The organism is Candidatus Nanopelagicales bacterium, from assembly GCA_041393815.1.
Classification (GTDB): Bacteria; Actinomycetota; Actinomycetes; order S36-B12; family JAWKJK01; genus JAWKJK01.
On sequence record JAWKJK010000008.1, the window covers coordinates 82185 to 106470 of the forward strand.

Consider the following 24286-nt stretch of genomic DNA (forward strand, 5'->3'; position numbering starts at 1 on the left):
TCCCGCCGCGTCGCCGCTGCTAGTCCCACGGGCCACTCCCGCCACCAGGCCCGGATCGTGGGCACCCTTCGGGCCCCGACACGCCGCCGGAGTTGGGCACACGATCCGCTAAGCGGATCGTGTGCCCGACAAGGGGGCGGACGGGGTCAGTCGACGATCGGGGGCGCGGCGCCGGGGGTCGGGGGCTCCCGGTGGCCGAGGCGCTCGGCGCCGATGCCGGCCGTCACCACCAGGACGATCCCGACGATCTGCAGCACGGTCGGGATCTGCCGCAGCACCACGGCGCCGATGGTCAGTCCGATCGCCGGCTCGAGCGCCATCAGCGTGCCGAAGGCCGCCAGCGACAGCCGGCGCAGCGCGAGCAGCTCCAGCGAGAACGGCAGCACCGGCAGGAGCAGCGCCAGCCCGACCGACGCGGCCACGACTCCCCAGGTGATGCTGCCGGCCGCCTGCGGAACGCCCACGACGGCCGCGGTCAGCGCCGCGATCGGGATGGTGATGGACAGCCCCTGCAGCCCGCTGAACCGGTCCCCGACGTACTGGGTCAGCACGATGTACGTCCCCCACCCGACGGCGGCCAGCGCCGCGTACGCGACGCCGACCGGGTCGATCGACCCCTTCCATGGGGACGTCACCAGGAGCACGCCGACCAGGGCGAGCACCGGCCAGACGTACTGGCGCAACTCGCGGCTGCGCAGGACCGCCACCCCGAGCGGGCCGAGGAACTCGATCGCCACCGCGGTGCCCAGCGGGATGCGGTCGATGGCCTGCAGGAACGACACGGTGATGACCCCGGTGGCGATACCGAGCACCAGCGCCCCCACCAGGTCGCGGCGGGCCATGCCGCGCAGCCGCGGTCGGCTGATGGCCAGGAAGATCAGCGCGCCCGCGGTGAGACGGAGCCACGCGGTGCCCGCCGCGCCGACGACCGGCACCAGCTGCAGGGACAGCGCGGCCCCGAGCTGCACCGACAGCATGGCCACGACCGCGAGCGACCACGCGGGAACCCGGTCGGTCATCGCCGGGCGACCGCGCCCGCCGGCAGGCGGCGCTCCCCTACAGTGCCCGCGTGACCGACGCGCCGGTGCGAGTGCCCCGCTCGGTGGATCCGCGGCTGGCGGCGACCGTCGTCGACCTGTCCGTGTACGTCGTCGTCCTGAACCTGTACGTGGAGTACCTGCCTCAGGTCATCAGCGAGACCTTCACCCTGTCGCTGCTCACCGCGGTGCTGCTGAAGGTGGTCCTCGAACTGGTGCTGGTGGTCAAGAAGAAGGTGGCCGCGCGGTTCCGGGCCGCCAGCACGACCCGCGGCCGCGTGGTCGCGGCCCTGCTGCTGTGGCTGCTGCTGGTGGCGAGCAAGTTCCTGGTGCTCGAGGCGGTGGCTCTGGTCTTCGGCGACCGCGTGAGCCTGGGCGGGTTCTGGTCGGTGACGACCCTGGTCATCACCCTCATGCTGGCCAGGGCGGGGGTCCGCGTGCTGCTGCGCGCTCCCGCCGGGTCCGGTCGACCGGCGGGGTGAGGCGACGGCGTTCACGCCCCACCGCCCGCGGGGGTGTCCGGGACGACCAGCCGTCGGTGCACCACGACGTCGGGGCCCAGCGCGACGAGATGTGACACGAGGTCGTCCCCCGCCGCATCGAGCGCCTCGTCGGTCACAGGCTCGAGGGCGTCGAGGATGAACAGCGCCGCGGTGGTGTCGTCGCGCAGCTGCGTACGGCGGGCCTGGCGCCAGTTCCACCGCCGGCAGGTGACGCCGGCGTCGTCGCACCACGCGACCTCGCCGGGGTCGGGGTGCTCGACGACGTGCTCGCCACCGGCCACGGTGTCGAAGGGCTCGGACCCGGTGGCGCGCAGCAGGCGGGGCGGGCCGGAGTACCGGGTCGCGTCCTCCCCGCCCACCGGGATGCGGTGCAGCACGCAGATCGCGTTGTAGATGTCGGTGAGCCGGTTGACCCGGGGCAATCCGTCACCGGCGCGGCGCAGCAGCGCCTCCAGGCTGTTGCGGGTCCGCTGCGGCTTGGCGCCGAACGCGCGGTAGGCCTCGCGCCAGGCCGCGACCTCCGGCAGCTCCTCCGCGGCGGTGTTCGCCACGGCCGCGCGCGCGCTGGCCTCCGCTGCCCGGAGGAGGGTCTCACTCGCGGCGTCTCCGGGGCCCGGCTCGATCCCCGCGACGACCAGCAGCAGCGCGCGGTAGTCCGGGCGCAGCGCGCCCACCGCCCCGTCGACGGAGGCACCGTCGAGGAGGCCTTGCCAGTCCCTCGACTCAGCCATCGGTCGGCTCCGGCCTCGGTCCCGGACGCGCGCCCGGCTCGTACACGGCCAGTGAGAAGCTCGCCGCTCGCGCCTTCGCCGCCGCATACGCGTGGGGCACGTCCCCGCGGAACGCCAGCGCGTCGCCGGGGCCCAGCGTCACCGACTGCCCGTCGACCTCCACCGTGACCGAGCCCTTGTGCACGTGCACCAGCTCCTGGGTGCCCTCGCGGTGCGGTTCGCTCTCGTGCCGGTCGCCGGGGCCCAGGGACCAGTCCCACAGCTCCACCGCGTCCGGCGTCTGGACGCCCGCGACCAGTACCCCTCGTCCCCCGGCGTCCCCGGTCCACAGCGTCGCGCCCTCGCCGCGCCGGACGACCCTCAACAACTGGGGCGCGGGCGGTTCGACCAGCGCCGGCAGGCCCACGCCGAGGGCGTCACTGATCCGCAACAGCGTGCCCACGCTGGGGTTCACCGCGCCCTGCTCGACGTTGATCACCATGCGTCGGCTGACGTCCGCGGCCTCGGCAAGCCGGTCCAGGGTCCAGCCGCGCCCCTGCCGCTCCTGCCGGACCCGCAGCCCGATGGCCGACGCGAGGGCGGCGGTCTCCTGGTCCACGGGTGCACGATAGTGCACCTGTAGTGCAGTCCAGCCGGGAGCCCCGGCGACGTTACCCGGCCCGCGTGGCGCCCACCGCCTCCCGCTGACGCCCCGCGGGGACCGGGACGGCCTCGGGACCCAGGAACCCCGGGTCCAGTTCGCGCTGCCCCGGCCGGGTCTGGGCGAGCACGACACGGTCCGGACGCACGACCACGGCGGTGGCCCGGGCCGATGCCAGCCAGGACAGCAGCACCCCGTCCTCGTCGCACGCGGACAGGTCGATGCCCGCCACCGCTGCCGCGGCGACCGGTACCGCCGTCACGAGGACGACGGGTGCACCCAGACGCGCGGCCGCAGCCCGGACCGACGGCTCGGGGGACCGGGTGGTGAGCACGGCGTACCCGTCGCCCAGCACGGCGTCGAGCCGGACCCGCCGCCCGTCCACGAGGACCCAGGGCTGCGGCACGAGGGTGCCGGGCAGCGAGGTTCCGCGCGGACGCACGACGAGCGGCCCTGCCGGGAGCGGGGGAGGCGGGGCGTCGAGCACCTTCACCCCGATCCCGGGGATCCGGCTGACCAGCGAGAGGGCTCGCTTCCGCACCGGCGCGGTCGCGCCGTTGCCGCCGCTCATCACGGTGCCGACCATCTTCGCCTTGGCGATGAGTGCCTTCGCCGGTCGCTGGCGCTCCGCCTGATAGGTCGCGAGCAGCGACTCCGGCGCCACGCCCTGGAGCACCGACGCCAGCTTCCAGGTCAGGTTGGCGGCATCGCGCATCGCCGCGCAGAGGCCCTGCCCGATGAACGGCGGGGTGAGGTGTGCCGCGTCCCCGAGCAGGAACACCCGGCGGTCCTGCCAGCGGTCCGCGATCCGAGCCTTGAACGTGTACTCCGCGGAACGCACCACCTCCAGCGAGTCAAAGGGCACGTCCTGGGTCCACGGCCGGACGAGCCCGGCCAGGCGTTCGGGCGCGAGCAGGTCCTCCGGTCGCTCGTCCCCCACCAGCTGGAACTCCCACCGGTAGCGGCCCGGGAGCACCCGCATGAACGTGCCCGCCCGATGGCTGTCCGCCACCTGGTACGCGCCGTCCCACACGTCCAGCTCCTGCGGGGAGCGCACGTCGACGACCACCCACCGCTCCTCGAACCCGAGGTCCAGCAGCGTGGCGCCGATCAGCGCGCGGACCGTGCTGTTGGCCCCGTCGCACCCGAGCACGGCGTGGGCCCAGACCGTGCTGCGCTCGTCGGTGTCGAGGTCCCGGAGGACCGCGCGCACCGGTGCCGGGCCGTCGGCCACGCCCTGCTCGAGCTCGACCAGCTCGCACCGGCCGCGCAGCCGTGCGTCGGGGTAGCGGGCGAGGTTCGCCCGCAGCACCCGCTCCAGCTCCGGCTGGTCGAAGAAGTTCGCCTGCGGCCAGCCGTGGTCCCCGACCCTCCGGGTCCGGTCGAACTGCGCGATGACCCGCATTCCCCAGTCCACGATGCGCAGCCCGAGCCGCGGTTCCGTGATGGCCGAGAACTCCTCCGCGACGCCGATCGACTGCAGCACCCGGTAGATCTCGTCGTCGAGGTGGACCGCCCGCGGCAGGGGGTAGACGTCGGCGTACCGGTCGACCACGAGCGAGCCGATCCCCCGCCGGGCCAGCATGGTGGCCGAGACGACACCGGTCGGACCGGCGCCGGCGATCAGGACGGGGACGACGAGGTCGTCGGCATGGCGGCTCATGACGCGGCCGCCACGACGTTGGCCAGCGTGCCGAGGTCGAGACTGCCGTCGCCCGTGGCGATCCGGGCCGTCACCAGGTCGCCGTCGCGCAGGTACTCCGGCACGTTCGCCTGCCGGTCGAAGAACAGCCGCCACTTCGTGGCCGTGGGCAGGAAGGCGGCGATCAGCTCGACGACGTGAGGGGGTGCCTGGAGCGCGGTCCCCCCGGGAGTCCCGGTCAGCAGCAGGTCACCGGGTTCGAGCGGCTGGAACCGCGCGAGCGCGGTAAGGGCGTACGCCGGCTCGTGGATCATGTCGGCGACCGTGCGGTCCTGCCGGAGTATGCCGTTCACCCACAGCTGCAGCCGCAGGTCGACCAGCCGGCGCAGCTCGTCAGCGTCGACGAGCACCAGCCGGGGTCCGACGGGGGTGAACGTCGGGTAGCTCTTGCCCTCGTAGAACTGGGTCTTCGGCAGCTGCACGTCGCGCGCGGAGACGTCGTTGGTGACGACCAGGCCGGCGACGTAGTCGCCCAGCCGGTCGGCCTCCACCGTGGTTCCCAGCGGGACCGGCGCACCCATGACGAGCCCGAGCTCGATCTCGTAGTCGAGCAGGCGGACGTGCGGCGGCGTGACGATACGGCCGGTGGGACCGGTGACCGAGCTCGACGACTTGCGGAAGAACACCGGGGGGACCGCTCCCGGATCGAAACCCGACTCCTTCGCGTGCGACCGGTAGTTGACCGCCTGCGCGACCACCCGGCACGGCGTGGTCACCGGGGACTCCAGCAGGAGGTCGGCGACCCGCGGTGCGTCCGCGGGGATGCCGGCGGCCACGGCCGTCGCCACTGCGTCCCGGTCGGCGAGCAGCTCGGCGGTGGTCGCCGCCGACGTCGGGATCGGGACGGCCGCCCCGTCGCGGTCCACGAACCAGGCTCCGTCGGACCGGACCACGTTGACGCTCATCGGCTCATCGCCTTCATCAGGCCCTTCAGCCGGGACAAGTCGAACTCGTTGTCCTCCCGCAGTGCCTCCAGCGCGGCCCGGGCCAGCGCGGGGCGCGGCTTGTTCCCCAGGAAATCCGGCGTGGCGGGCGGACCCCACTGGGCCAGGCCGCTCGCCCGCAGGGGTGACCACCCCGGTTCGAGGCTGCTGTCGAAGACGTCCCCGTCGGTGTAGTGCTCCACCAGGAAGCGGTCGTTGTCGCGCCAGTAGTCGAAGATCTGGGACCCCTGGATGTGCCGCCCGATGCCCCACGAACGGGTCCAGCCCTGCTCGCGCAGGTACTCGCCGCCGGCCGCGAGCGCGTCGAGGTCGGCCACCTCGTACGCCGAGTGTGCGTAGCCCGCCTCGGGTGCCAGCAGCATCGCGAGGGTGTGGTGGTCGGTCGGCTCCGAGCCACGGTCGCAGCGGATGAACGCGAACACCGGCCCCCGGTCCCGCTGGCCGTCGAGGAACTGGAAGTCACTCACGATGAGCCCGAAGTTGTCCAGGTACCAGTCGAGCTGGCGGGCGAAGACCCGCGACGCCATGGCCAGGTGGCCCAGCCGTTCGACCCGTGCAGGCTCGCGGGCGGGCCGCTGCGTCCGGTTGCTGCGCGGGGCGACCCCGCCGACGTTCAGCGTCTGGGTGGCCTGGCCCGGGAACTCGGGGAGCTCGTCGGCGCCGTGCACCACGCGAACCGTGACGCCGCTGGGGTCGGTGAGCGTGACGGCGGACCCGCCGAGCGGCTCCGGCGCCACCTCGACGGCACGGTCGTGCGCGGCTGCGACCCGGTGGAGGTCCACGGCGTCGGCCGCCTGCAGCGCGAACCCGGTGAAGCGGCTGCGCGGGGCCTTGCGCACGACGACGCAGGCCGAGCCGGCCCGAGTACCGCGCAGGTACAGCGAGTCGTCGTCTCGGTGGTGCACCGCGAAGCCGAAGTCGCGGGCGAACTGCTGCGCCCGGTCGAGGTCCGGCTTCTCGAACTCCAGCCAGGTCAGCCCGGTCACCTTGATCAACGGGTTCCGCGACCGGCCGGGGTGCTCGCCCGGCCGCGCCCCCGCATCGACGTGCAGTCCGGTGTGCGGGGTCACTGAGCCTTCCGCGACCTCAGCCATCCACATGAGCGCTCCCTTGTCCTCGTCCGCCCGAATGTGATGGAAGTATCAGGAATGATGAGGCAGTCGTCAAGGCCTTCATCGTTTCTGATGCAGATATCAGAACCGGGCGGCCACGCGCCGGCGCGCGGGCATGGCTGATGACATCTCAGTCATGATGATGCGATCAGGATCGGGTAGCCTGCGGCCATGCCCCCGGCCTCCACCGACACGTCCCCCACCCGGCTGGACCGCCGGAAGGCGCGGACCAGGCGGGCGCTCATCGACGCGGCCGCGCGGCTGCTCGCGCGCCGACGCACGGACGACATCAGCATCCAGGAGATCACCGACGAGGCGGACGTCGGTTTCGGCTCGTTCTACAACCACTTCGAGACCAAGGCCGAGCTGCTCCAGACCGCCGTCGGCGAGGTCCTCGACCGGTACGGCGAGCAGCTCGACGCCGCCTGCGAGGGAGTCGCGGACTGGGCCGAGCGCTACGCGATCGGCGTTCGCATGACGGCCCGGCTGGCCACCAGCGAACCCGCTGTCGCGCAGATCCTCACGGTCTCGGGGAACGCGTACCTGACCTCGGAGCAAGGCCTGGCGCCCCGCGCACTGCGCGACATCGAGGGCGGCATCGCGGCCGGTCGCTTCCACGTGGAGAACCCGGTGCTCGCGATGCTGAGCACCGCGGGCAGTGTGCTCACCTTCATCTCGGTCCGCCTCACGTCGCCGGAGACCCTGGACGACGACGATGCCGACGAGCTCGCCGAGCAGCTGCTGCGGATGCTCGGCATGACCGCGAAGGGGGCCCGGTCCGTCGCGCGCCGACCGCTGCCCGAGCTCGCCACGACCGCACGGGTCGGCGGCTGACCTCCTCGAGGACCGGCGTCGACGCACGCGCGGCGCGGCTGGGGCTGTCGCGGGTGGAGTACATCCGCCGCAGGCTGGCCGCGGACGCGGCGGTCACGGGGGACGCGGTGTCCGAGGCCGACCTGCGCGCGTTCGCCGACCGGGCCGGCGACCTGTCCGACCCGCAGGTGATGGACAGCGCGTGGCAGTGACCGAGTGGCTCGTCGACAAGTCGGCGCTGGTCCGTCTCGGGGCGAGCCCGGACGCGTCACAGTGGGCGGAGCGGATCCAGCGGGGGCTCGTTCAGATCACCTCAGTCACGCGGCTCGAGGTCGGCTACTCCGCGCGGACCGCCGCGGACGCCCGCGCCCTCGTGCACGGACCGCCCGTGTCGTCGATGCCGGTGCAGCACCTGACCCCCGCCATCGAGGATCGAGCGGTGGAGGTTCAGCTGCTCCTCGCCGCGCAGGGGCGGCACCGGGCCCCGTCGATCCCCGACGTCCTCGTCGCGGCCGCCGCCGAGCTGGCGGGACTGACCGTCCTGCACCTGGACAAGGACTTCGACCTGATCGCCGGCGTCACCGGCCAACCGACCGAACACCTTCGGGCCTGAGCCCGGGGCGAACGCACCGGGCCCGACCCTGTCGAGGGGTCGGGCCCGGTGTCAGTGACTGGCTGGCTGACTGGCTGGCTGGCTGGCGGTGGCGGTGGGATTCGAACCCACGGTGGAGTTGCCCCCACACACGCTTTCGAGGCGTGCTCCTTTGGCCGCTCGGACACGCCACCGCCGGAGAGGGTACAAGAGGCCCGCGGCGGTCCCGAAATCGTGCTCGAGGCCAGCTACGGCGCCCCGGCGGCGACGTACGACGTCTTCACCGTGGTGAAGAACTCCCGTGCGTACTCGCCCTGCTCGCGCGGTCCGTACGACGATCCGTGCCGGCCGCCGAACGGCACGTGGAAGTCCACGCCCGCGGTCGGCAGGTTCACCATGACCATCCCGGCGGTGGAGCGGCGGCGGAAGTCGGTCGCCCGCGCCAGCGACGTGGTGACGATGCCGGACGTGAGCCCGTACACCGTGTCGTTGGCGGTGGCGAGCGCCTCCTCGTAGTCCGCGACCCGGATGATCGCGGCCACCGGGCCGAACACCTCCTCGCGGTTGACGGTGTGGTCGTTGGCCGTCCCGACCAGCAGCGCCGGCGACAGGTAGTGGCCGTCGGTGCCGCGGGCCAGCCGCTCGCCGCCGATGAGCTCAGCGCCCTCGGTCCGTGCCACGTCCAGGTAGTGCTCGTCCTGCCCGAGCTGCGACGGGTCCACCACCGGTCCCATCTGCGTGCCGGCCTTGCGGGCGTCGTCGACCACCCACTGCCGCATCCGCTCCGACATGGCGGCCACGAACCGGTCGTGGATGCCGTCGGTGACGATCAGCCGCGACGACGCGGTGCAGCGCTGGCCGGTCGAGCCGAACGACCCCTGCATCGCGCACTCGACGGCCACGTCGAGGTCCGCGTCGTCGACGACGACGAGCGGGTTCTTGCCGCCCATCTCCAGCTGCACCCTCGCGCGGTGCTCCTGGGCCGTGCGCAGCACCCGCTCGCCGGTGACGACCGACCCGGTGAACGTGATGCCGGAGACCTCCGGGCTGCCGGTGAGCACGTCGCCGATCTCCCGGCCGCGGCCCATCACCAGGTTGAGCACCCCGTGGGGCAGGCCGGCGCGGTGCAGGATGTCGACCAGCTCCCACGCGCTGGCCGGCACCAGTTCCGCCGGCTTGAAGACCACCGTGTTGCCGTACGCCAGGGCAGGCGCGATCTTCCAGGCGGGGATCGCGATCGGGAAGTTCCACGGCGTGATGACGGTGACCACGCCCAGCGGCTCGCGGGTGACCATCACCTCGATGCCCGGCCGCACCGAGTCGACCAGCTCCCCGCCGCCGCGCAGCGCCTGGCCGGCCTGGAACTTCAGGATGTGCCCGGCCCGCACCACCTCGCCGACCGCCTCGGGCAGGGTCTTGCCCTCCTCGCGGGCGAGCAGGTCGCCGAGCTCGTCGCGCCGCCGCAGCACCTCGTCCGCGGCCCGGTCGAGGATCTCGAAGCGCTGCAACCCGGTCGTGGCGGCCCAGCCGGGCGCCGCCTCGGCGGCGGCGGCCACTGCCGTCCGGGCCTGCTCGGCGTCGGCGAGGGCGTACACGCCCACCACGTCGGAGGTGTCCGACGGGTTCACGTCGACGTTCTCGCCGGCGCCCCCGACCCACGCCCCGCCGATGAGGTTCCTGCGCTGCTCGACCACTGACGCCACCTCGTTCCCTCGCACCGTCGCCCGCGTGCCAATCCAAGCGCCTCGCCGCGCCGGGGCCGTCGGGAATGGATCACAGAGGTGAGCCGAACGGTCGCTACCCGGGGTCCGGGAGGCCGGGTAGCAGCCAGTCGGCTCACATCTGTGGCTCGGAGGCGCCGGGAGCGCGCGGAGATGTCGGGGGTTGGGCGCGCCGAACGACGGCGCCGGCGGCTCACACCCGCCTCTCACCTCGGGCACACCGGACGCATGCACGCGGCGCGCACCGTGGTCTCAGCACAGGGAACCGACCCCCCACGGAAGGAGCGCACCATGAGCAAGATCGTCACCGGAGTCGCCATCGGCGTCGCCGCCGCCGCGCTGGCGGTGGGCGGCCTCGGCATCGCCAACGCGGACGACACGGTCACCCCGAATGCCAGCAGCAGCGGGTCCGCCGGCGAGTCGGGCACCCCCGGCTGGGCCGCCGACGGACAGGACGGTACCGGCCGGCCCGGCGGGCCCGGCATGGGCGAGGAGGCCCTCACCGGCGAGACGGCCGACAAGGTCACCGCCGCCGCCCAGGCCGAGCTGCCCAACGCCACCATCGAGCGCGTCGAGACCGACTCCGACGGCGTGTACGAGGCGCACGCCATCAAGGCCGACGGCACCCACGTGATCGTCCAGATCGACGAGAACTTCCAGGTCACCGCCGTCGTCGAGATGCCCGCACCCGGCGAGGGTCGCGGCCCCGGCATGGGTCCGGGCGGGCCCGGACCGGGCGAGACCCTGCTCGAGGGTGACACGGCCGACAAGGTCACCGCCGCCGCGCAGGCCGAACTGCCCAACGCCACCATCGAGCGCGTCGAGACCGACTCCGACGGCGTGTACGAGGCGCACGCCATCAAGGCCGACGGCACCCACGTCGTCGTCAAGGTCGACGCCGACTTCCAGGTGACCGGAGTCGAGGAGATGCCGGCGCCCGGTGACGGCAGGGGCCCCGGCGGCCACCACGGCCCGGGCGGAACGCTGCCCGACGGGACGCTGCCCGACGGCACCACCCCCGACGCCACCACCGGCGGGACCACGAGCGACACGAGCACGACCGCGAGCCTGACCGCCTGATCCGCCGATCCGCCTGATCCGTCTGATCCACCCCTCCCCGGACGTCCGCGGGGCACCCTCCCCCCAGGTGCCCCGCGGGCGGACACCCGACCGAGGTGCCCATGAGCAGTCCGTCCGTCGGCGATACTGCCGCCGTGGCCCGCGTCCTCGTCGCTGACGACGACCGGGCCATCCGCGACTCGCTGGCCACGGCGCTGCGGCTGCACGGCTACGACGTCGTCACCTGCGTCGACGGCGTGGAGGCGCTGGCCACCGTGCACGGCGCCCCTGTCGATGTGCTGGTGCTCGACGTGATGATGCCCGGCATCGACGGCCTCGCCGTCTGCCGCGTCCTGCGCACCGAGGGCGACCTCACCCCGATCCTCATGCTCACCGCGCGGGTCGAGACCGCCGACCGGGTCGCCGGCCTCGACGCCGGCGCCGACGACTACCTGGCCAAGCCGTTCGAGCTGGACGAACTGCTGGCCCGGCTGCGCGCGCTACTACGCCGTGCCGGCACCAACGACGGCGGCGCCGCCCCCACCGCGGTGCTGCAGGTGGGGGACGTACGCCTGGACCCGGCCGCACGACGGGTGTGGAACGGGCCCGACGAGATCACCCTGAGCAAGACCGAGTTCGACCTGCTCGAGCTGCTGATGGAGAACGCCGGCATCGTGCTGGAGCACGGCACGATCTACGACCGCATCTGGGGCTACGACTTCGGGCCGGACTCCAAGAACTTGGCCGTCTACATCTCCTACCTGCGCCGCAAGCTGGACCGCCCGGCCGACTCGTTCATCCGGACCGTCCGCGGCGTCGGCTACACCATCCGACCGGAACGCGCGTGAGCCTGCGGACCAAGCTGGCCGTCGCCTTCGCCCTGGTGGCGCTGGGCGTCGCGATCGCCGTCGGCACGCTGGCCTACCTGGCCACCGCGAACCGGCTCAACGCCGAGATCGACCGAAGCCTGCAGCAGCAGGCGGACCTGGTGGCCGGCGCGCTGATCCGGCAGCCCCCGCCGGGGGAACCGGACCGGTTCGACCCGGGCCGGGACCCGCTGCGCCTGCCCGGTGACGACGACCTGCCGACGCAGGTGCTGACCGGTGACGGCCGAGCCGTCGCCGCACCCAACGCGACGGTCGACCTGCCCGTGGACGAGTCCGACCTCGCCCTCGCCCGGTCCGGGACCCGGAGCATCCAGACGCGTGACGTCGTCATCGACGGGACCGCGTACCGGATGGTCACCCAGTCCCTGGGCGACGGGCGCGGCGCCGTCCAGGTGGCCAGCGACCGCAGCGAGACCGACCGGCTGCTCACCACCATGGCCACGGCACTGGCCGCCGTCGGACTGCTGGTCGTGCTGGCCGCGGCCGCCGTCGGCTGGTACGTCGCCCGGCGCATCACCGGCCGCCTGGTGCGTCTGACCGCCGCCGTGGAGGAGGTCGGCAGCACCGGCCGGCTCGACGTCGACGTCCCCCGGGAAGGCGCGGACGAGGTGGCCCGCCTCGGGGGTGAGTTCGACGCCATGCTGGCCCGGCTGGCGGCGAGCCGCGAGGACCAGCAGCGGCTGGTGCAGGACGCCGCGCACGAGCTGCGCACCCCGCTGACGTCGCTGCGCACCAACATCAGCCTGCTGGGCAGCTTCGAGGACCTCGACCCAGCCACCCGGTCGCACGTGCTCGCCGACCTGCAGGGGGAGACCCGCGAACTGACCCACCTGGTCGACGAGATCGTCGACCTGGCCATCGAGGCCCCGGCCCAGGCCGACGCCGAACCGGTCGACCTGGCCGCGGTCGCGCATCGGGTGGCCGAGCGGGCGCGTCGCCGGAGCGGTCGCGAGGTGACCGTCACCGCGGATGCCAGCACCGTGGTCGGCAGCGCCGCCGCGCTGGAGCGCGCGCTGTGGAACCTGGTGGACAACGCCGCAAAGTTCGATGGCTCGGGCGCCCCGATCGAGATCGGGGTGCACGAGGGCACCGTGTGGGTCGCCGACCGCGGCCCGGGTGTCGCGCCGCAGGACCGCGACCGCGTCTTCGACCGCTTCTACCGCGCGGACGACGTACGCGGGAAGCCCGGCTCCGGCCTCGGCCTGGCCATCGTCCGCGAGATCGCGGTCGCGCACGGCGGGACCGTGTTCGTCGACGACCGCGACGGCGGCGGCGCCGTCCTCGGAATGCGGCTGCCCGCAACGCCTTCCACGGCTCAGGCCTGAGCGGGCGCCCCCCGCACGGCCAGGGCGTCAGCAACACGCACCACCACGGGGTCGATCGGTCCGGGCGCCGACGCCACCAGGGAGACCAGCCGGGCACGCATCCGCGGGTCCCAGAACATCGTCACGTGGTTCAGCACGGAAGCGACGGCGTCGTCGTCGGGCAGGTGCCGGAACTGCGAAGCGATGTCCTCGGCCATCCGGACCTCCGGCGGGCGCGGGTCGGTCATGATCCACCCACCCCAACGGGGACGGAGTGCTTCAGCCGGACCTGGACGGCGGTCACCTTGTACTCCGGGCAGTTGGTGGCCCAGTCGGAGTACTCGGTCGTCACCACGTTGGCGCCGGACTCGGGGTGGTGGAAGGTCGTGTAGACCACGCCGGCAGGGACCCGCTCGGTGATGTCCGCCCGCAGTGTCGTCTCACCCATCCGGCTGGCCAGCACGACCTCGTCTCCGTCCGCGATGCCCCGGTCCTCCGCGTCGTGCGGGTGGATCTCCAGCACGTCCTCGTCGTGCCAGCGCACGTTCTCCGTACGGCGCGTCTGGGCGCCCACGTTGTACTGGGTGAGGATCCGGCCGGTGGTCAGCAGCAGCGGGAACCGGCGGGTCGACCGCTCGTTGGTGGGGACGTACGGCGTGGGGATCAGCCGGCCGAGCCCGCGGACGAAGGCGTCGACATGCATGACCGGCGTCCCGAGCTCGGCCGTGCCCGTGCACGGCCACTGCACGCTGCCGACCCGGTCCAGCAGGTCGAATGAGACGCCCGCGAAAGTCGGTGTGGTGGCTGCGATCTCGGCCATGATCTCCGACGGGTGCCCGTAGTCCATCGGGAAGCCCATCGCGGTGGCGACCTCGCAGGCGATCTGCCACTCGTGCTTGCCGGTGCGGGGCGGCATCACCGGGCGCACCCGGTTGATGCGCCGCTCGGCGTTGGTGAACGTGCCCTCCTTCTCCAGGAACGACGTCCCCGGCAGGAACACGTGCGCGAACGCCGACGTCTCGTTGAGGAACAGGTCTTCCACGACGACGAGCTCCATCGCGGCGAGGGCGGCGGCGACGTGCGCGGTGTTGGGGTCGGACTGCATGAAGTCCTCGCCCTGGATGAACATCGCCTTGAACGTCCCGTCGATGGCGGCGTCGAACATGTTCGGGATCCGCAGCCCCGGCTCGGGCTGGATCTGCACGCCCCACAGCCGCTCGTAGATCCCGCGCACCTCTGGGTCGGAGACATGCCGGTAGCCGGGCAGCTCGTGCGGGAACGAGCCCATGTCGCAGGAGCCCTGCACGTTGTTCTGCCCGCGCAGCGGGTTCACTCCGACGCCCTGGCGGCCGATGTTGCCCGTGGCCATCGCCAGGTTCGCGATCGCCATCACCGTGGTGGAGCCCTGGCTGTGCTCGGTGACGCCGAGGCCGTAGTAGATGGCGGCGTTCGGCGCGGACGCGTAGAGCCGCGCTGCCGCGCGCACCTCGTCGGCCGGGACGCCGCTGACGTCGGCGAGCGCCTCGGGGCTGTTCTCCGGGCGCGCGATGAACGCTGCCCACTCCGCGCCGCCCTCGCAGCGCGAGGCGACGAACTCCTCGTCTACCAGGCCCTCGGTGACGATGGTGTGCGCCAGCGCGTTGAGCACCGCCACGTTGGTGCCCGGCGCCAGCGCCAGGTGGTGGGCGGCCTGCACGTGCGGCGAACGGACCAAGTCGATCCGGCGGGGGTCGATGACGATCAGCTGCGCACCCTCTCGCAGCCGCTTCTTCAGCCGGGACGCGAAGACCGGGTGCGCCTCGGTCGGATTGGCACCGATGACGACGATGACGTCGGCCTTCTCGACGGAACGGAAGTCCTGGGTGCCGGCCGACGTCCCGAAGGTCTGCTTGAGCCCGTACCCGGTCGGCGAGTGGCAGACCCGGGCGCAGGTGTCGACGTTGTTGTTGCCGAACGCCGCCCGCACCATCTTCTGGACGACGTACACCTCCTCGTTGGTGCAGCGCGAGGACGTGACGCCCCCGACGGAGCCGACGCCGTGCCGGGACTGGATGTCGCGCAGGCGGTTCGCGACGTACGTGATCGCCTCGTCCCACGTCACCTCGCGCCACGGGTCGGCGATCGACTCGCGGACCATGGGGCTCAGCACCCGGTCGCGGTGGGTGGCGTAGCCCCACGCGAAGCGGCCCTTGACACAGGAGTGACCCTCGTTCGCACCGCCGTCCCTGGCCGGCACCATCCGGACCACGGTGTCGCCGCGCAGCTCGGCGTCGAAGGAGCAGCCGACGCCGCAGTAGGCGCAGGTCGTGCGCACCGTGCGCGTGGGCAGGCCGAGGTCCACCACGCTGCGCTCCTCCAGCGTCGCGGTGGGACAGGCCTGCACGCATGCGCCGCAGGACACGCATTCGGAGTCGAAGAACGACTCCCCCGCACCCGCAGCGACCTTCGACCCGAAGCCGCGGCCCTCGATGGTCAGCGCGAACGTCCCCTGCACCTCGCTGCAGGCCCGCACGCAGCGCGAGCAGACGATGCACTTGCTGGCGTCGAAGTCGAAGTAGGGGTTGGACGAGTCGGTCGGCAGGTCGAGGTGGTTCTCCCCGTCGTAGCCGTAGCGCACCTCGCGCAGCCCGACGACGCCGGCCATGTCCTGCAGCTCGCAGTCGCCGTTGGCCGGGCAGGTGAGGCAGTCCAGCGGGTGGTCGGAGATGTAGAGCTCCATCACGTTGCGGCGCAACCGTTCCAGCCGCTCCGTCTCCGTGCGCACGACCATGCCGTCGGAGCACGGCGTCGTGCAGGACGCCGGCGTCCCCTTCACCCCGTCGATCTCCACCAGGCACAGCCGGCACGACCCGAAGGCGTCCAGCCGGTCGGTGGCGCACAGCTTCGGCACGTCGTGGCCGGCCAGCGACGCCGCCCGCATCACCGACGTGCCCGCAGGGACCGTGACAGAAGCGCCGTCGACGGTCACGGTGACGTCGACGTCCGACTGCACCGCGGGAGTGCCGCGGTCGGGCTCGTGGAGCACGGTCACGGGCGCACCTCCGGGGTGAAGTCCTCCGGCCACCAGGTGAGGGCGCTGCGCACGGGCAGCGGGGTGAGCCCGCCCATGGCGCACAGCGACCCGTCGGTCATCGTCACCAGCAGGTCGTCCAGCAGCGCGAGGTTCGCGTCCCGGTCCGTGCCCGCTACGATCCGGTCGATGACCTCGACGCCGCGCACGGAGCCGACCCGGCAGGGCGTGCACTTCCCGCAGGACTCCTCCGCGCAGAACTCCATCGCGAAGCGCGCCTGGCGGGCCATGTCCACGGTGTCGTCGAACACGACGACACCGCCGTGCCCGAGCAGGCCGCCGGCCTCGGCCAGCGCCTCGTAGTCGGCGGGAACCTCGAGCCGGTCGGCGGGCAGGTAGGAGCCGAGCGGGCCACCCACCTGGACCGCGCGGACCGGGCGCCCGCTTCTGGTGCCGCCGGCCCACCGGTCCACCAGGTCGGCGAGCGGGACGCCGAACGGGACCTCGACCAGGCCGCCGCGGGCGACGTTGCCGCCGAGCTGGGCCACCAGGGTCCCGCGCGACCGGCCGAGGCCGAGCGAGGCATACGCCCCCGCACCCGATGCCAGGACGGCGGGCACGGTGGCGAGCGTGGTGAGGTTGTTGACCACGGTCGGGCAGCCGAACAGGCCGGCCAGCGCGGGCAGTGGCGGCTTGGCCCGCACCACCGGGCGCCTGCCCTCGAGGCTCTCCAGCATCGAGGTCTCCTCGCCGCACACGTATGACCCGGCGCCCACCCGGACCTCGAGGTCGAAGCGCAGCCCGGAGCCCAGCACGTCCGCGCCGAGCCAGCCCGCGTCATACGCGGCGGCCACGGCCCGGCGCAGCGCGGCGACCGCGTCGGGGTACTCCGAGCGCACGTACACGTACCCGCGCGCGGCGCCGACCGCGTAGGCCGCGATCGTCATGCCCTCGATCGTGGAGAACGGGTCGCCCTCCATCAGCATCCGGTCCGCGAACGTGCCGCTGTCGCCCTCGTCGGCGTTGCACACCACGTACTTCCGCGCGCCGTCGGCCTGCGCCACGGTCGCCCACTTCACGCCGGTGGGGAAGCCCGCACCACCGCGCCCGCGCAGCCCCGACGCGGTCACCTCCGCGACGACGTCGGCCGGCGACATCGCCAGCGCCTGGCGCAGCCCGGCCAGACCGCCGTGCGCCTCGTAGTCCTCGGTCGACAGGGGGTCCACCACCCCGAGGCGGGCGCAGGTCACCCGGGCCTGGTCCCGCAGCCACGCCAGATCCTCGACCGGCCCGAGCGCGAGCGGGTGCGCCACGTCCGCGGGGTCCCGGTCCAGCAGGCCCGCGGCCAGCAGCGACGGGACGTCCGCCGCCGTGACCGGGCCGAAGCCGTGCCGCGGGCCACCGTGGGCGGAGACCTCCACCAGCGGCTCGAGCCACAGCGCTCCGCGGCTGCCGGTGCGCACCAGCCGGGTGTCCGGGCCGCTGCCCAGCGCCTCGCCGACCGCCGCCGCCACCGCGTCGGCGCCCACTGACCGCGCCGCCGAGTCCGCGGGCACGTGGACGGTCCGGGCCGCCGTCACGACCCACCGCCGGAGTCCGTCAGCAGCTCGGCCATCCGCTCCGGGTCGACCCGGCCGTGCAGTACGCCATCGACCTCGACGGACGGTCCGAGCGCGCAGTTGCCCAGGCAGAAGACGTCGTCGAGCGTCACGCTGCCGTCCGCCGCGGTCTCACCCAGCGACAGTCCGGTGCGCAGCTCGGCAGCGGCCACCACGGCGTCGGCGCCGACGGCCTGGCACGCCTCGGCCCGGCAGACCCGCACCACGGTCCGGCCGGGCGGCGTGGTGCGCAGGTCGCGGTAGAACGACGCCACCCCGTGCACGTCGGCCCGCGAGACGTTCAGCTCCCGTGCCACCAGCGGTACGCACTCCGCCGGGAGGTAGCCGTACGCGGCCACCAGGTCGAGCAGCACGGGCAGCAGCGGGCCCTCGGCGTCCCGGTGCCGGTCGACGCAGGAGCGCACCGCGGCCTCGACCTCCGCGGGAGCGGCGGCGGGCGGCTGCGTGGTCACGACGGTCCTCCGGTCACGTCGCGCCTCCGGCGGGCGACGTCCCTCCGGCGGGCGACCGGTCCTCCCGGCCAGGGTAGTCCGCGAACCGCTCCTCGCCGGCGTACACCGTGAACGACCCGTCGCGCACGAACCCGACCAGGGTCAGCCCCGCCGAGCGGGCCAGCTCCACCGCCAGCGACGAGGGGGCGGACACCGCAGCCAGCACCGGGATCCCGGCCATCACGGCCTTCTGCACCAGCTCGAACGACGCGCGCCCGCTCACCTGCAGCGCGCAGTCGGCGGCCGGCAGCAGGCCCTCCCTCAGCGCCACGCCGACGACCTTGTCCACCGCGTTGTGCCGGCCGACGTCCTCGCGCACGACGACGGTGTCCCCGCCGTCGAGCCGGAACAGCCCGGCGGCGTGCAGGCCGCCCGTGCGCGCGAAGGTCGCCTGGTCGCGCGCCAGCCGCTCCGGCAGCGTCGCGAGCACCTCCGGGTCCACCTGGGGCGCCACGCCGGCCACCGGCCAGCCGCTGCGGGCCAGCACCGCGTCCGCCGCGTCCGACCCACACACGCCGCACGCGCTCGTCACCGGGTAGGCGCGCGCCAGCGGCGCGGGGACTCCGGGCGCGAGGGTGACCTCGACCGACGCGGCCCGCTCGTCGTCCTCGCCCATCGCCCGCTCGCGCACGGACAGCACGTCGGCCGCAGCCCGGACGCAGCCCTCGGACACCAGCCAGCCCAGCGCGAGGTCGATGTCGTCGCCCGGCGTGCGCATCGTGACCGTCGTCGGCGCACCGGCGACCCGCAGCTCCACCGGCTGCTCGATGGCGACGTCGTCGACCGGGGGGCGGGCCTCGGCGTCGGGCCCGTACCGCCGCACCCGGTAGCGCCGGACCGAGATCACCGCCGGCTCCCGCAGCGGGACGGACACGGGCTCGGCACCGCAGCAACATACGCCGCGGTGCGCCGGCCGGACCGCGATACGGGAGCGGGGATGGTGGAGCATGGCCCGGTGACCCCCGAGGACGCCGTGCTCGCCGCCGCCGGAGCCGCGCTCGCGGACGGCGACGTGGTCACCGACCCCGACGTCATGGCGTCCTACCGGCAGGACCGCTCGACCGGCTCGGCGGTCGGGGAGCCGTTCGCGGTCGTCTTCCCCCGCACCGTCGACCAGGTGTCGGCCGTCCTGAGTGCCGCGTACGCGCACCGCGTCCCCGTGGTCCCCCGTGGCGCCGGCTCCGGACTGTCGGGCGGATCCAACGCCGTCGACGGCTCCCTGGTCGTCTGTCTGGAGCGGATGCGCAACGTCCGGTCGGTCGAGGTCGGCGACGGCTACGTCGAGACCGAGCCGGGAGTGCTCAACCAGGACCTGCGCGACCACGTCGCCGGCCACGGGCTCTGGTACGCCCCGGACCCGGCCAGCAAGGACTTCTGCTCGATCGGCGGCAACGTCAACACCAACGCGGGCGGCCTGTGCTGCGTGAAGTACGGCGTCACCCGCGACGCCGTGCTGGGCCTGGAGGTCGTGCTCGCCGACGGCCGGGTGACCCGGGTCGGGCGCCGCTCGGTGAAGGGGGTCGCGGGGTACGACCTCGCCGGGCTGTTCGTCGGCAGCGAGGGCACGCTCGGCGTCGTGACGATGGCGCGGCTGCGGCTGCGCCCGCTGCCACCGCCGGCCACGACGGCGGTCGCGGTGTTCGCCGACGTCGAGGCCGCCGGGCGCGCGGTCGAGGCGGTGATGCGTACGACGTCCCCCAGCATGCTGGAGCTGATGGACCGCACCACGCTCGTCGCGGTGGAGGCGCTGCGGCCGATGGGCCTGGACACCACGGCGGAGGCGCTATTGGTCGCCCAGTCCGACCTGCCCGGTGACGCGGGCACCGCGGAGGCCGACCTGCTCCTGGCCGCCTGCGAGCGGGCCGGAGCGGTGGAGACGTACCGCTCGGAGGACCCCGAGCAGGCCGAGCTGCTGCTGGGGGCGCGCCGGCTGGCGATCCCGGCGCTGGAGGCGATGGGCGACTGGCTGCTCGACGACGTCGCGGTCCCCCGGTCCCGGCTGGCCGAGGCGGTGCGGCGGATCGCCGACGTCGCGCAGCGGCACGACACCGTCGTGGGCACCTTCGGCCACGCGGGCGACGGAAACCTGCACCCCACCCTGGTGGTCCCCCGCGGGGACGAGGACGCCGCCGCGCGCGCCCTGCGCGCGTTCGACGAGATCCTCGATGTCGCCCTGGCGCTCGGCGGGACGGTGACCGGGGAGCACGGCGTGGGCCTGCTCAAGCGGCGCGCGCTCGCCGAGGAACTGGACCCGGTCGCGGTCGACCTCCACGCTCGGGTGAAGGCCGCGTTCGACCCGCGTGGCATCCTCAATCCCGGCAAGGCCCTGCCCCGCTGGTAGGACCCCACTTCCATCCGGCCCCGGCCGGCGGAGAGGACGGCACGGATGGGCGCGCTGCTGGGCCGGTTCCTCCGGCCCTACCGCGGGGCTCTCGTCATCGTGGTGGCGCTGCTGTTCGTGCAGGCCACCGCCAACCTGTTCCTGCCGAGCCTGAACGCGAACCTGATCAACGACGGCGTCGTCACCGGCGACATCGGCTACATCGTGCGCACCGGCGCGGTGATGCTCGCCGTCACCCTCGCCCTCGGCGTGACGTCGGTGATCGCGGTCTACTACAGCGCCCGCACCGCGATGGCGTTCGGCCGCGACGTGCGCCGCGAGCTGTTCCGCACCGTCGAGACGTTCTCGCTGCGCGAGGTCAACGACTTCGGCGCCCCGTCGCTGATCACGCGCAACACCAACGACGTCCAGCAGGTCCAGATGCTCGTCTTCATGGGCCTGACGATGATGATCCTCGCGCCGCTCACCGCGATCGGCGGCGTCATCATGGCGCTGCGCGAGGACGTCCAGCTGTCCGCGCTGCTGCTCGTGGTCATCCCACTGATGGCCGTGGTCATCGGGCTCATGCTGTTCAAGGCCGTGCCGCTGTTCCGCTCGATGCAGGTGAAGATCGACCGGATCAACGCGGTGCTGCGGGAGAACCTCGCCGGGATCCGGGTCATCCGCGCCTTCGTACGGACCCGGCACGAGGAGGAGCGGTTCGAGGAGGCCAACCTCGACCTCACCGCCACGGCGCTCTCGGTGACCCGGCTCTTCGCCCTCGCGCTGCCGGCGCTGATGCTGATCATGAACCTGTCGACGGTCGCGGTGATGTGGTTCGGCGGCGGGCTGGTCGACAGCGGGCAGATGCAGATCGGCGACCTGACCGCGTTCCTGGCCTACATCATGCAGATCCTGTTCTCGGTGATGATGGCCGTGATGATGCTCGTGATGGTCCCGCGGGCCGCGGCCTCCGCCGAGCGCATCCAGGCGGTGCTCACGACCGTCCCCGACATCCACGACCCCGAGCACCCGGTCACGCCCGACGGCCCCGACCTCGGCGTGGTTGAGCTGCGCGACGTCGAGTTCCGCTACCCGGGGGCGCAGGAGCCGGTCCTGCGCGACGTCTCGTTCACCATGCGGCCGGGCCAGGTGACCGCGATCGTCGGCAGCACCGGCTCGGGCAAGACCACGCTGGTCAACCTGGTCCCCCGGCTGTACGACGTCACCGGCGGAGCCGTGCTGATCGACGGCGTCGACGTGCGCGAGATGCCGCTGCAGCGGCTGTGGGCCCACCTCGGACTGGTCCCGCAGCGCGCGTTCCTGTTCTCCGGCACGGTGGCGAGCAACGTCCGGTTCGGCAAGTCCGACGCGACCGACGAGGACGTGTGGGCGGCGCTGGAGACCGCTCAGGCCGCCGGCTTCGTACGCGAGATGTCGAAGGGGATCGAGACCCCGATCGACCAGGGCGGGGCGAACGTGTCCGGCGGCCAGCGGCAGCGGCTGGCGATCGCGCGCGCCCTGGTCCGCCGCCCGCGGATCTACGTGTTCGACGACAGCTTCTCCGCACTGGACTACGCCACGGACGCCCGGCTGCGCGCCGCGCTGCGGCGCCAGACGCAGGACGCCACCGTCGTCATCGTCGCGCAACGGGTCAGCACGATCATGAACGCCGACCAGATCGTGGTGCTCGACGAGGGGCGCGTCGTCGGGGTCGGGCGGCACGAGGCGCTGCTGGAGGACTGCCCGACGTACCGCGAGATCGTGCTGTCCCAGCTGACCGCGGACGAGGTCGCATGAGCACCCGGACGGCGGCCCCGCCCCCCGGTCCCGGCTTCGGCAGGCGGCCAGGCGGCCCGATGGGCGGCGGGCCCGGCAGCCTGGGCATGACGCTCCCCGCCGAGAAGGCGCGGGACTTCAGCGGGACGCTGAAGCGGATGACCGGCCGGCTGCGGCCGGAGCGACTGGTGATCTCCGTCGTGCTCGTCCTCGGCACCGCCAGCGTCTTCTTCGCCGTGGTCGGCCCGAAGATCCTGGGCAACGCGACCAACCTCATCTTCGCCGGCGTGATCGGGCAGTCGCTCCCGCCGGGCACCACCCAGCAGCAGGTCGTCGACTCGCTCAACGCCGCCGGACGCACCGACCAGGCCCAGATGATCGCGGCGATGGACCTGACGCCCGGGGTGGGCGTGGACTACACCGCGCTGGCCCGGGTGCTCGCGCTGGCGACCGTCGTCTACGCGCTGAGCTCGCTGCTCGGCTGGGCGCAGAACTACCTGATGGCCGGCGTCACCCAGCGCACGATCTACCGGCTCCGCGAGGAGGTCGACCTCAAGCTCGGCCGGCTGCCGCTGCGCTACTTCGACGCGCACGCCCGCGGCGACCTGCTCAGCCGGGTCACCAACGACATCGACAACATCTCGATGACCCTGCAGCAGACGCTCACCCAGATGATCACGTCGGTGCTGACGGTCATCGGCGTGCTCGCGATGATGGTGTGGATCAGCCCGCTGCTCGCGGTCATCTCGCTGCTCACCGTGCCGCTGTCCTTCATCGTGACGCTGCTCATCGCCAAGCGGTCGCAGCGGCACTTCGTCGGGCAGTGGGAGTGGACCGGACGCCTCAACGGCCACGTCGAGGAGATGTACTCCGGCCACGACCTGGTGAAGGTCTACGGCCACCAGGCGCGGGCGATCGAGGAGTTCGACGAGGCCAACGAGCGGATGTACGCCGCGTCGTTCAAGGCCCAGTTCATCTCCGGCATCATCCAGCCCGCGATGAACTTCATCGCCAACCTCAACTACGTCGCGATCGCCGTCATCGGCGGCCTGCGGGTGGCCAGCGGCTCCATGTCGCTCGGGGACGTGCAGGCGTTCATTCAGTACTCCCGGCAGTTCACGATGCCTATCACCCAGATCGCGAGCATCACCAACGTGCTGCAGTCCGGGGTCGCGTCCGCGGAGCGGGTGCTGGAACTGCTGGACGAGCCGGAGGAGGAGCCGGACCCGGCCGACCCGGCGCGGCTGCCGCGGGTGGCGGGCGAGGTCCGCTTCGAGAACGTGTCGTTCCGCTACCGCGCCGACACCCCGCTGATCCGGGACCTGACGCTGCGCGTCAACCCCGGCGACACGGTGGCGATCGTCGGTCCGACCGGCGCCGGCAAGACCACGCTGGTGAACCTGCTGATGCGCTTCTACGACGTGGACGAGGGCCGGATCACCGTCGACGGGGTGGACGTGCGCGAACTCACCCGCGACGACCTGCGGCGCTGCTTCGCGATGGTGCTGCAGGACACCTGGCTGTTCCGCGGCACCATCCGGGACAACATCGCCTACGGCGAGGAGGACCCCTCGGAGGAGCAGATCCTCGCGGCTGCGAAGGCTGCGTACGTCGACCACTTCGTTCGCACGCTTCCGGACGCTTACGACACGGTCCTCGACGACGAGGCGGCCAACATCTCCGCCGGCGAGAAGCAGCTGCTCACGATCGCGCGCGCGTTCCTGGCCGACCGGCCGATCCTCATCCTGGACGAGGCGACCAGCTCGGTGGACACCCGCACCGAGGTACTCATCCAGCGGGCGATGGCCCAGCTGCGGACCGGCCGCACCAGCTTCGTCATCGCGCACCGGCTGTCCACGATCCGCGACGCCGACACCATCCTGGTGATGGATGCGGGCCGGATCGTCGAGCAGGGCTCGCACGAGGAGCTGCTGGCCAGGCGCGGCTTCTACTACGACCTCTACACCAGCCAGTTCCGGCAGAGCCCGGACGAGGTGGCCGACACCACCACGTCCTGACCCC

General features: G+C 73.0%; 22 protein-coding genes and 1 tRNA gene. 10 read left to right on the plus strand and 13 right to left on the minus strand.

The annotated features are described in order from the left end of the window. Positions 1-146: 146 nt before the first annotated feature. Positions 147-1019: an EamA family transporter gene (locus tag R2737_17550; GenBank protein ID MEZ5118069.1), complete on the minus strand. Its 873-nt coding sequence runs from the start codon at positions 1017-1019 to the stop codon at positions 147-149. A 50-nt stretch (positions 1020-1069) separates the two neighbouring features. Between R2737_17550 and R2737_17555 the strand changes: the two genes are divergently transcribed. Beyond that, positions 1070-1519, plus strand: coding sequence for a hypothetical protein (locus tag R2737_17555; protein MEZ5118070.1), 450 nt, complete (start codon positions 1070-1072; stop codon positions 1517-1519). Positions 1520-1530: 11 nt separating this feature from the next. Here R2737_17555 and R2737_17560 read toward each other — a convergent pair whose 3' ends face one another. The 5 genes from R2737_17560 to R2737_17580 are packed head-to-tail and all read right to left on the minus strand — an operon-like array spanning position 1531 to position 6627. Further along, entirely contained in the window at positions 1531-2271 is a 741-nt protein-coding gene (locus R2737_17560) for a phenylalanine--tRNA ligase beta subunit-related protein (GenBank protein MEZ5118071.1), read from the minus strand. Further along, on the minus strand, positions 2264-2869 hold the full coding sequence (locus R2737_17565; protein ID MEZ5118072.1) for an XRE family transcriptional regulator: 606 nt from the start codon (positions 2867-2869) through the stop codon (positions 2264-2266). The genes R2737_17560 and R2737_17565 overlap by 8 nt, the downstream gene beginning before the upstream one ends. 52 nt (positions 2870-2921) lie before the next feature. Continuing rightward, entirely contained in the window at positions 2922-4574 is a 1653-nt protein-coding gene (locus R2737_17570) for a bifunctional 3-(3-hydroxy-phenyl)propionate/3-hydroxycinnamic acid hydroxylase (GenBank protein ID MEZ5118073.1), read from the minus strand. Further along, positions 4571-5518, minus strand: a complete 948-nt coding sequence (locus R2737_17575; GenBank protein ID MEZ5118074.1) for a fumarylacetoacetate hydrolase family protein — start codon at positions 5516-5518, stop codon at positions 4571-4573. Before R2737_17575 ends, R2737_17570 begins: the two co-directional genes overlap by 4 nt. Continuing rightward, entirely contained in the window at positions 5515-6627 is a 1113-nt protein-coding gene (locus tag R2737_17580) for a VOC family protein (GenBank protein MEZ5118075.1), read from the minus strand. The genes R2737_17575 and R2737_17580 overlap by 4 nt, the downstream gene beginning before the upstream one ends. Positions 6628-6840: 213 nt before the next feature. Between R2737_17580 and R2737_17585 the strand changes: the two genes are divergently transcribed. Genes R2737_17585 through R2737_17595 form a run of 3 tightly spaced genes read left to right on the plus strand, consistent with a single transcriptional unit; the run spans position 6841 to position 8095 of the window. Continuing rightward, positions 6841-7503: a TetR/AcrR family transcriptional regulator gene (locus R2737_17585; protein ID MEZ5118076.1), complete on the plus strand. Its 663-nt coding sequence runs from the start codon at positions 6841-6843 to the stop codon at positions 7501-7503. Between the two features lie 53 nt (positions 7504-7556). After that, positions 7557-7694, plus strand: a complete 138-nt coding sequence (locus tag R2737_17590) for a hypothetical protein (GenBank protein MEZ5118077.1) — start codon at positions 7557-7559, stop codon at positions 7692-7694. Beyond that, positions 7685-8095 (plus strand): PIN domain-containing protein, encoded by a 411-nt coding sequence (locus R2737_17595; GenBank protein ID MEZ5118078.1) that lies wholly within the window; start codon positions 7685-7687, stop codon positions 8093-8095. Before R2737_17590 ends, R2737_17595 begins: the two co-directional genes overlap by 10 nt. 83 nt (positions 8096-8178) lie before the next feature. Here the strand turns inward: R2737_17595 and R2737_17600 are convergent. Beyond that, positions 8179-8268 (minus strand) — tRNA-Ser (locus tag R2737_17600). A gap of 54 nt (positions 8269-8322) precedes the next feature. Next, positions 8323-9777 carry an aldehyde dehydrogenase family protein gene (locus R2737_17605; GenBank protein MEZ5118079.1) on the minus strand — a complete coding sequence of 485 codons (1455 nt, stop codon included), beginning with the start codon at positions 9775-9777 and terminating at the stop codon, positions 8323-8325. Between the two features lie 309 nt (positions 9778-10086). Between R2737_17605 and R2737_17610 the strand changes: the two genes are divergently transcribed. The 3 genes from R2737_17610 (at position 10087) to R2737_17620 (ending at position 13066) form a co-directional block, all read left to right on the plus strand. After that, entirely contained in the window at positions 10087-10875 is a 789-nt protein-coding gene (locus R2737_17610; protein ID MEZ5118080.1) for a hypothetical protein, read from the plus strand. A 101-nt stretch (positions 10876-10976) separates the two neighbouring features. Continuing rightward, the gene (locus R2737_17615) at positions 10977-11702 is read left to right on the plus strand and encodes a response regulator transcription factor (GenBank protein MEZ5118081.1); all 726 of its coding nucleotides are present in this window, start codon (positions 10977-10979) and stop codon (positions 11700-11702) included. After that, a complete protein-coding gene (locus R2737_17620) occupies positions 11699-13066 on the plus strand; it encodes a HAMP domain-containing sensor histidine kinase (protein ID MEZ5118082.1) in 1368 nt (455 codons plus the stop codon). Before R2737_17615 ends, R2737_17620 begins: the two co-directional genes overlap by 4 nt. Here the strand turns inward: R2737_17620 and R2737_17625 are convergent. The 5 genes from R2737_17625 to fdhD are packed head-to-tail and all read right to left on the minus strand — an operon-like array spanning position 13057 to position 19039. Continuing rightward, positions 13057-13293: a formate dehydrogenase subunit delta gene (locus tag R2737_17625; GenBank protein MEZ5118083.1), complete on the minus strand. Its 237-nt coding sequence runs from the start codon at positions 13291-13293 to the stop codon at positions 13057-13059. The two genes, R2737_17620 and R2737_17625, sit on opposite strands and share 10 nt — an antisense overlap. Continuing rightward, positions 13290-16076, minus strand: coding sequence for a formate dehydrogenase subunit alpha (fdhF, locus tag R2737_17630; protein MEZ5118084.1), 2787 nt, complete (start codon positions 16074-16076; stop codon positions 13290-13292). The genes R2737_17625 and fdhF overlap by 4 nt, the downstream gene beginning before the upstream one ends. Further along, positions 16073-17635: an NADH-ubiquinone oxidoreductase-F iron-sulfur binding region domain-containing protein gene (locus R2737_17635; GenBank protein ID MEZ5118085.1), complete on the minus strand. Its 1563-nt coding sequence runs from the start codon at positions 17633-17635 to the stop codon at positions 16073-16075. Before R2737_17635 ends, fdhF begins: the two co-directional genes overlap by 4 nt. Next, positions 17632-18126 (minus strand): NAD(P)H-dependent oxidoreductase subunit E, encoded by a 495-nt coding sequence (locus R2737_17640; GenBank protein ID MEZ5118086.1) that lies wholly within the window; start codon positions 18124-18126, stop codon positions 17632-17634. The genes R2737_17635 and R2737_17640 overlap by 4 nt, the downstream gene beginning before the upstream one ends. Positions 18127-18139: 13 nt before the next feature. Beyond that, positions 18140-19039 carry a formate dehydrogenase accessory sulfurtransferase FdhD gene (fdhD, locus tag R2737_17645; GenBank protein MEZ5118087.1) on the minus strand — a complete coding sequence of 300 codons (900 nt, stop codon included), beginning with the start codon at positions 19037-19039 and terminating at the stop codon, positions 18140-18142. Positions 19040-19120: 81 nt separating this feature from the next. On the opposite strand from fdhD, the gene R2737_17650 reads away from it, so the two are divergent. Genes R2737_17650 through R2737_17660 form a run of 3 tightly spaced genes read left to right on the plus strand, consistent with a single transcriptional unit; the run spans position 19121 to position 24282 of the window. Next, positions 19121-20506, plus strand: a complete 1386-nt coding sequence (locus R2737_17650; protein MEZ5118088.1) for an FAD-linked oxidase C-terminal domain-containing protein — start codon at positions 19121-19123, stop codon at positions 20504-20506. Positions 20507-20551: 45 nt separating this feature from the next. Beyond that, positions 20552-22285, plus strand: a complete 1734-nt coding sequence (locus tag R2737_17655; protein ID MEZ5118089.1) for an ABC transporter ATP-binding protein — start codon at positions 20552-20554, stop codon at positions 22283-22285. Next, the gene (locus R2737_17660; protein MEZ5118090.1) at positions 22282-24282 is read left to right on the plus strand and encodes an ABC transporter ATP-binding protein; all 2001 of its coding nucleotides are present in this window, start codon (positions 22282-22284) and stop codon (positions 24280-24282) included. The genes R2737_17655 and R2737_17660 overlap by 4 nt, the downstream gene beginning before the upstream one ends. Positions 24283-24286: the final 4 nt, after the last annotated feature.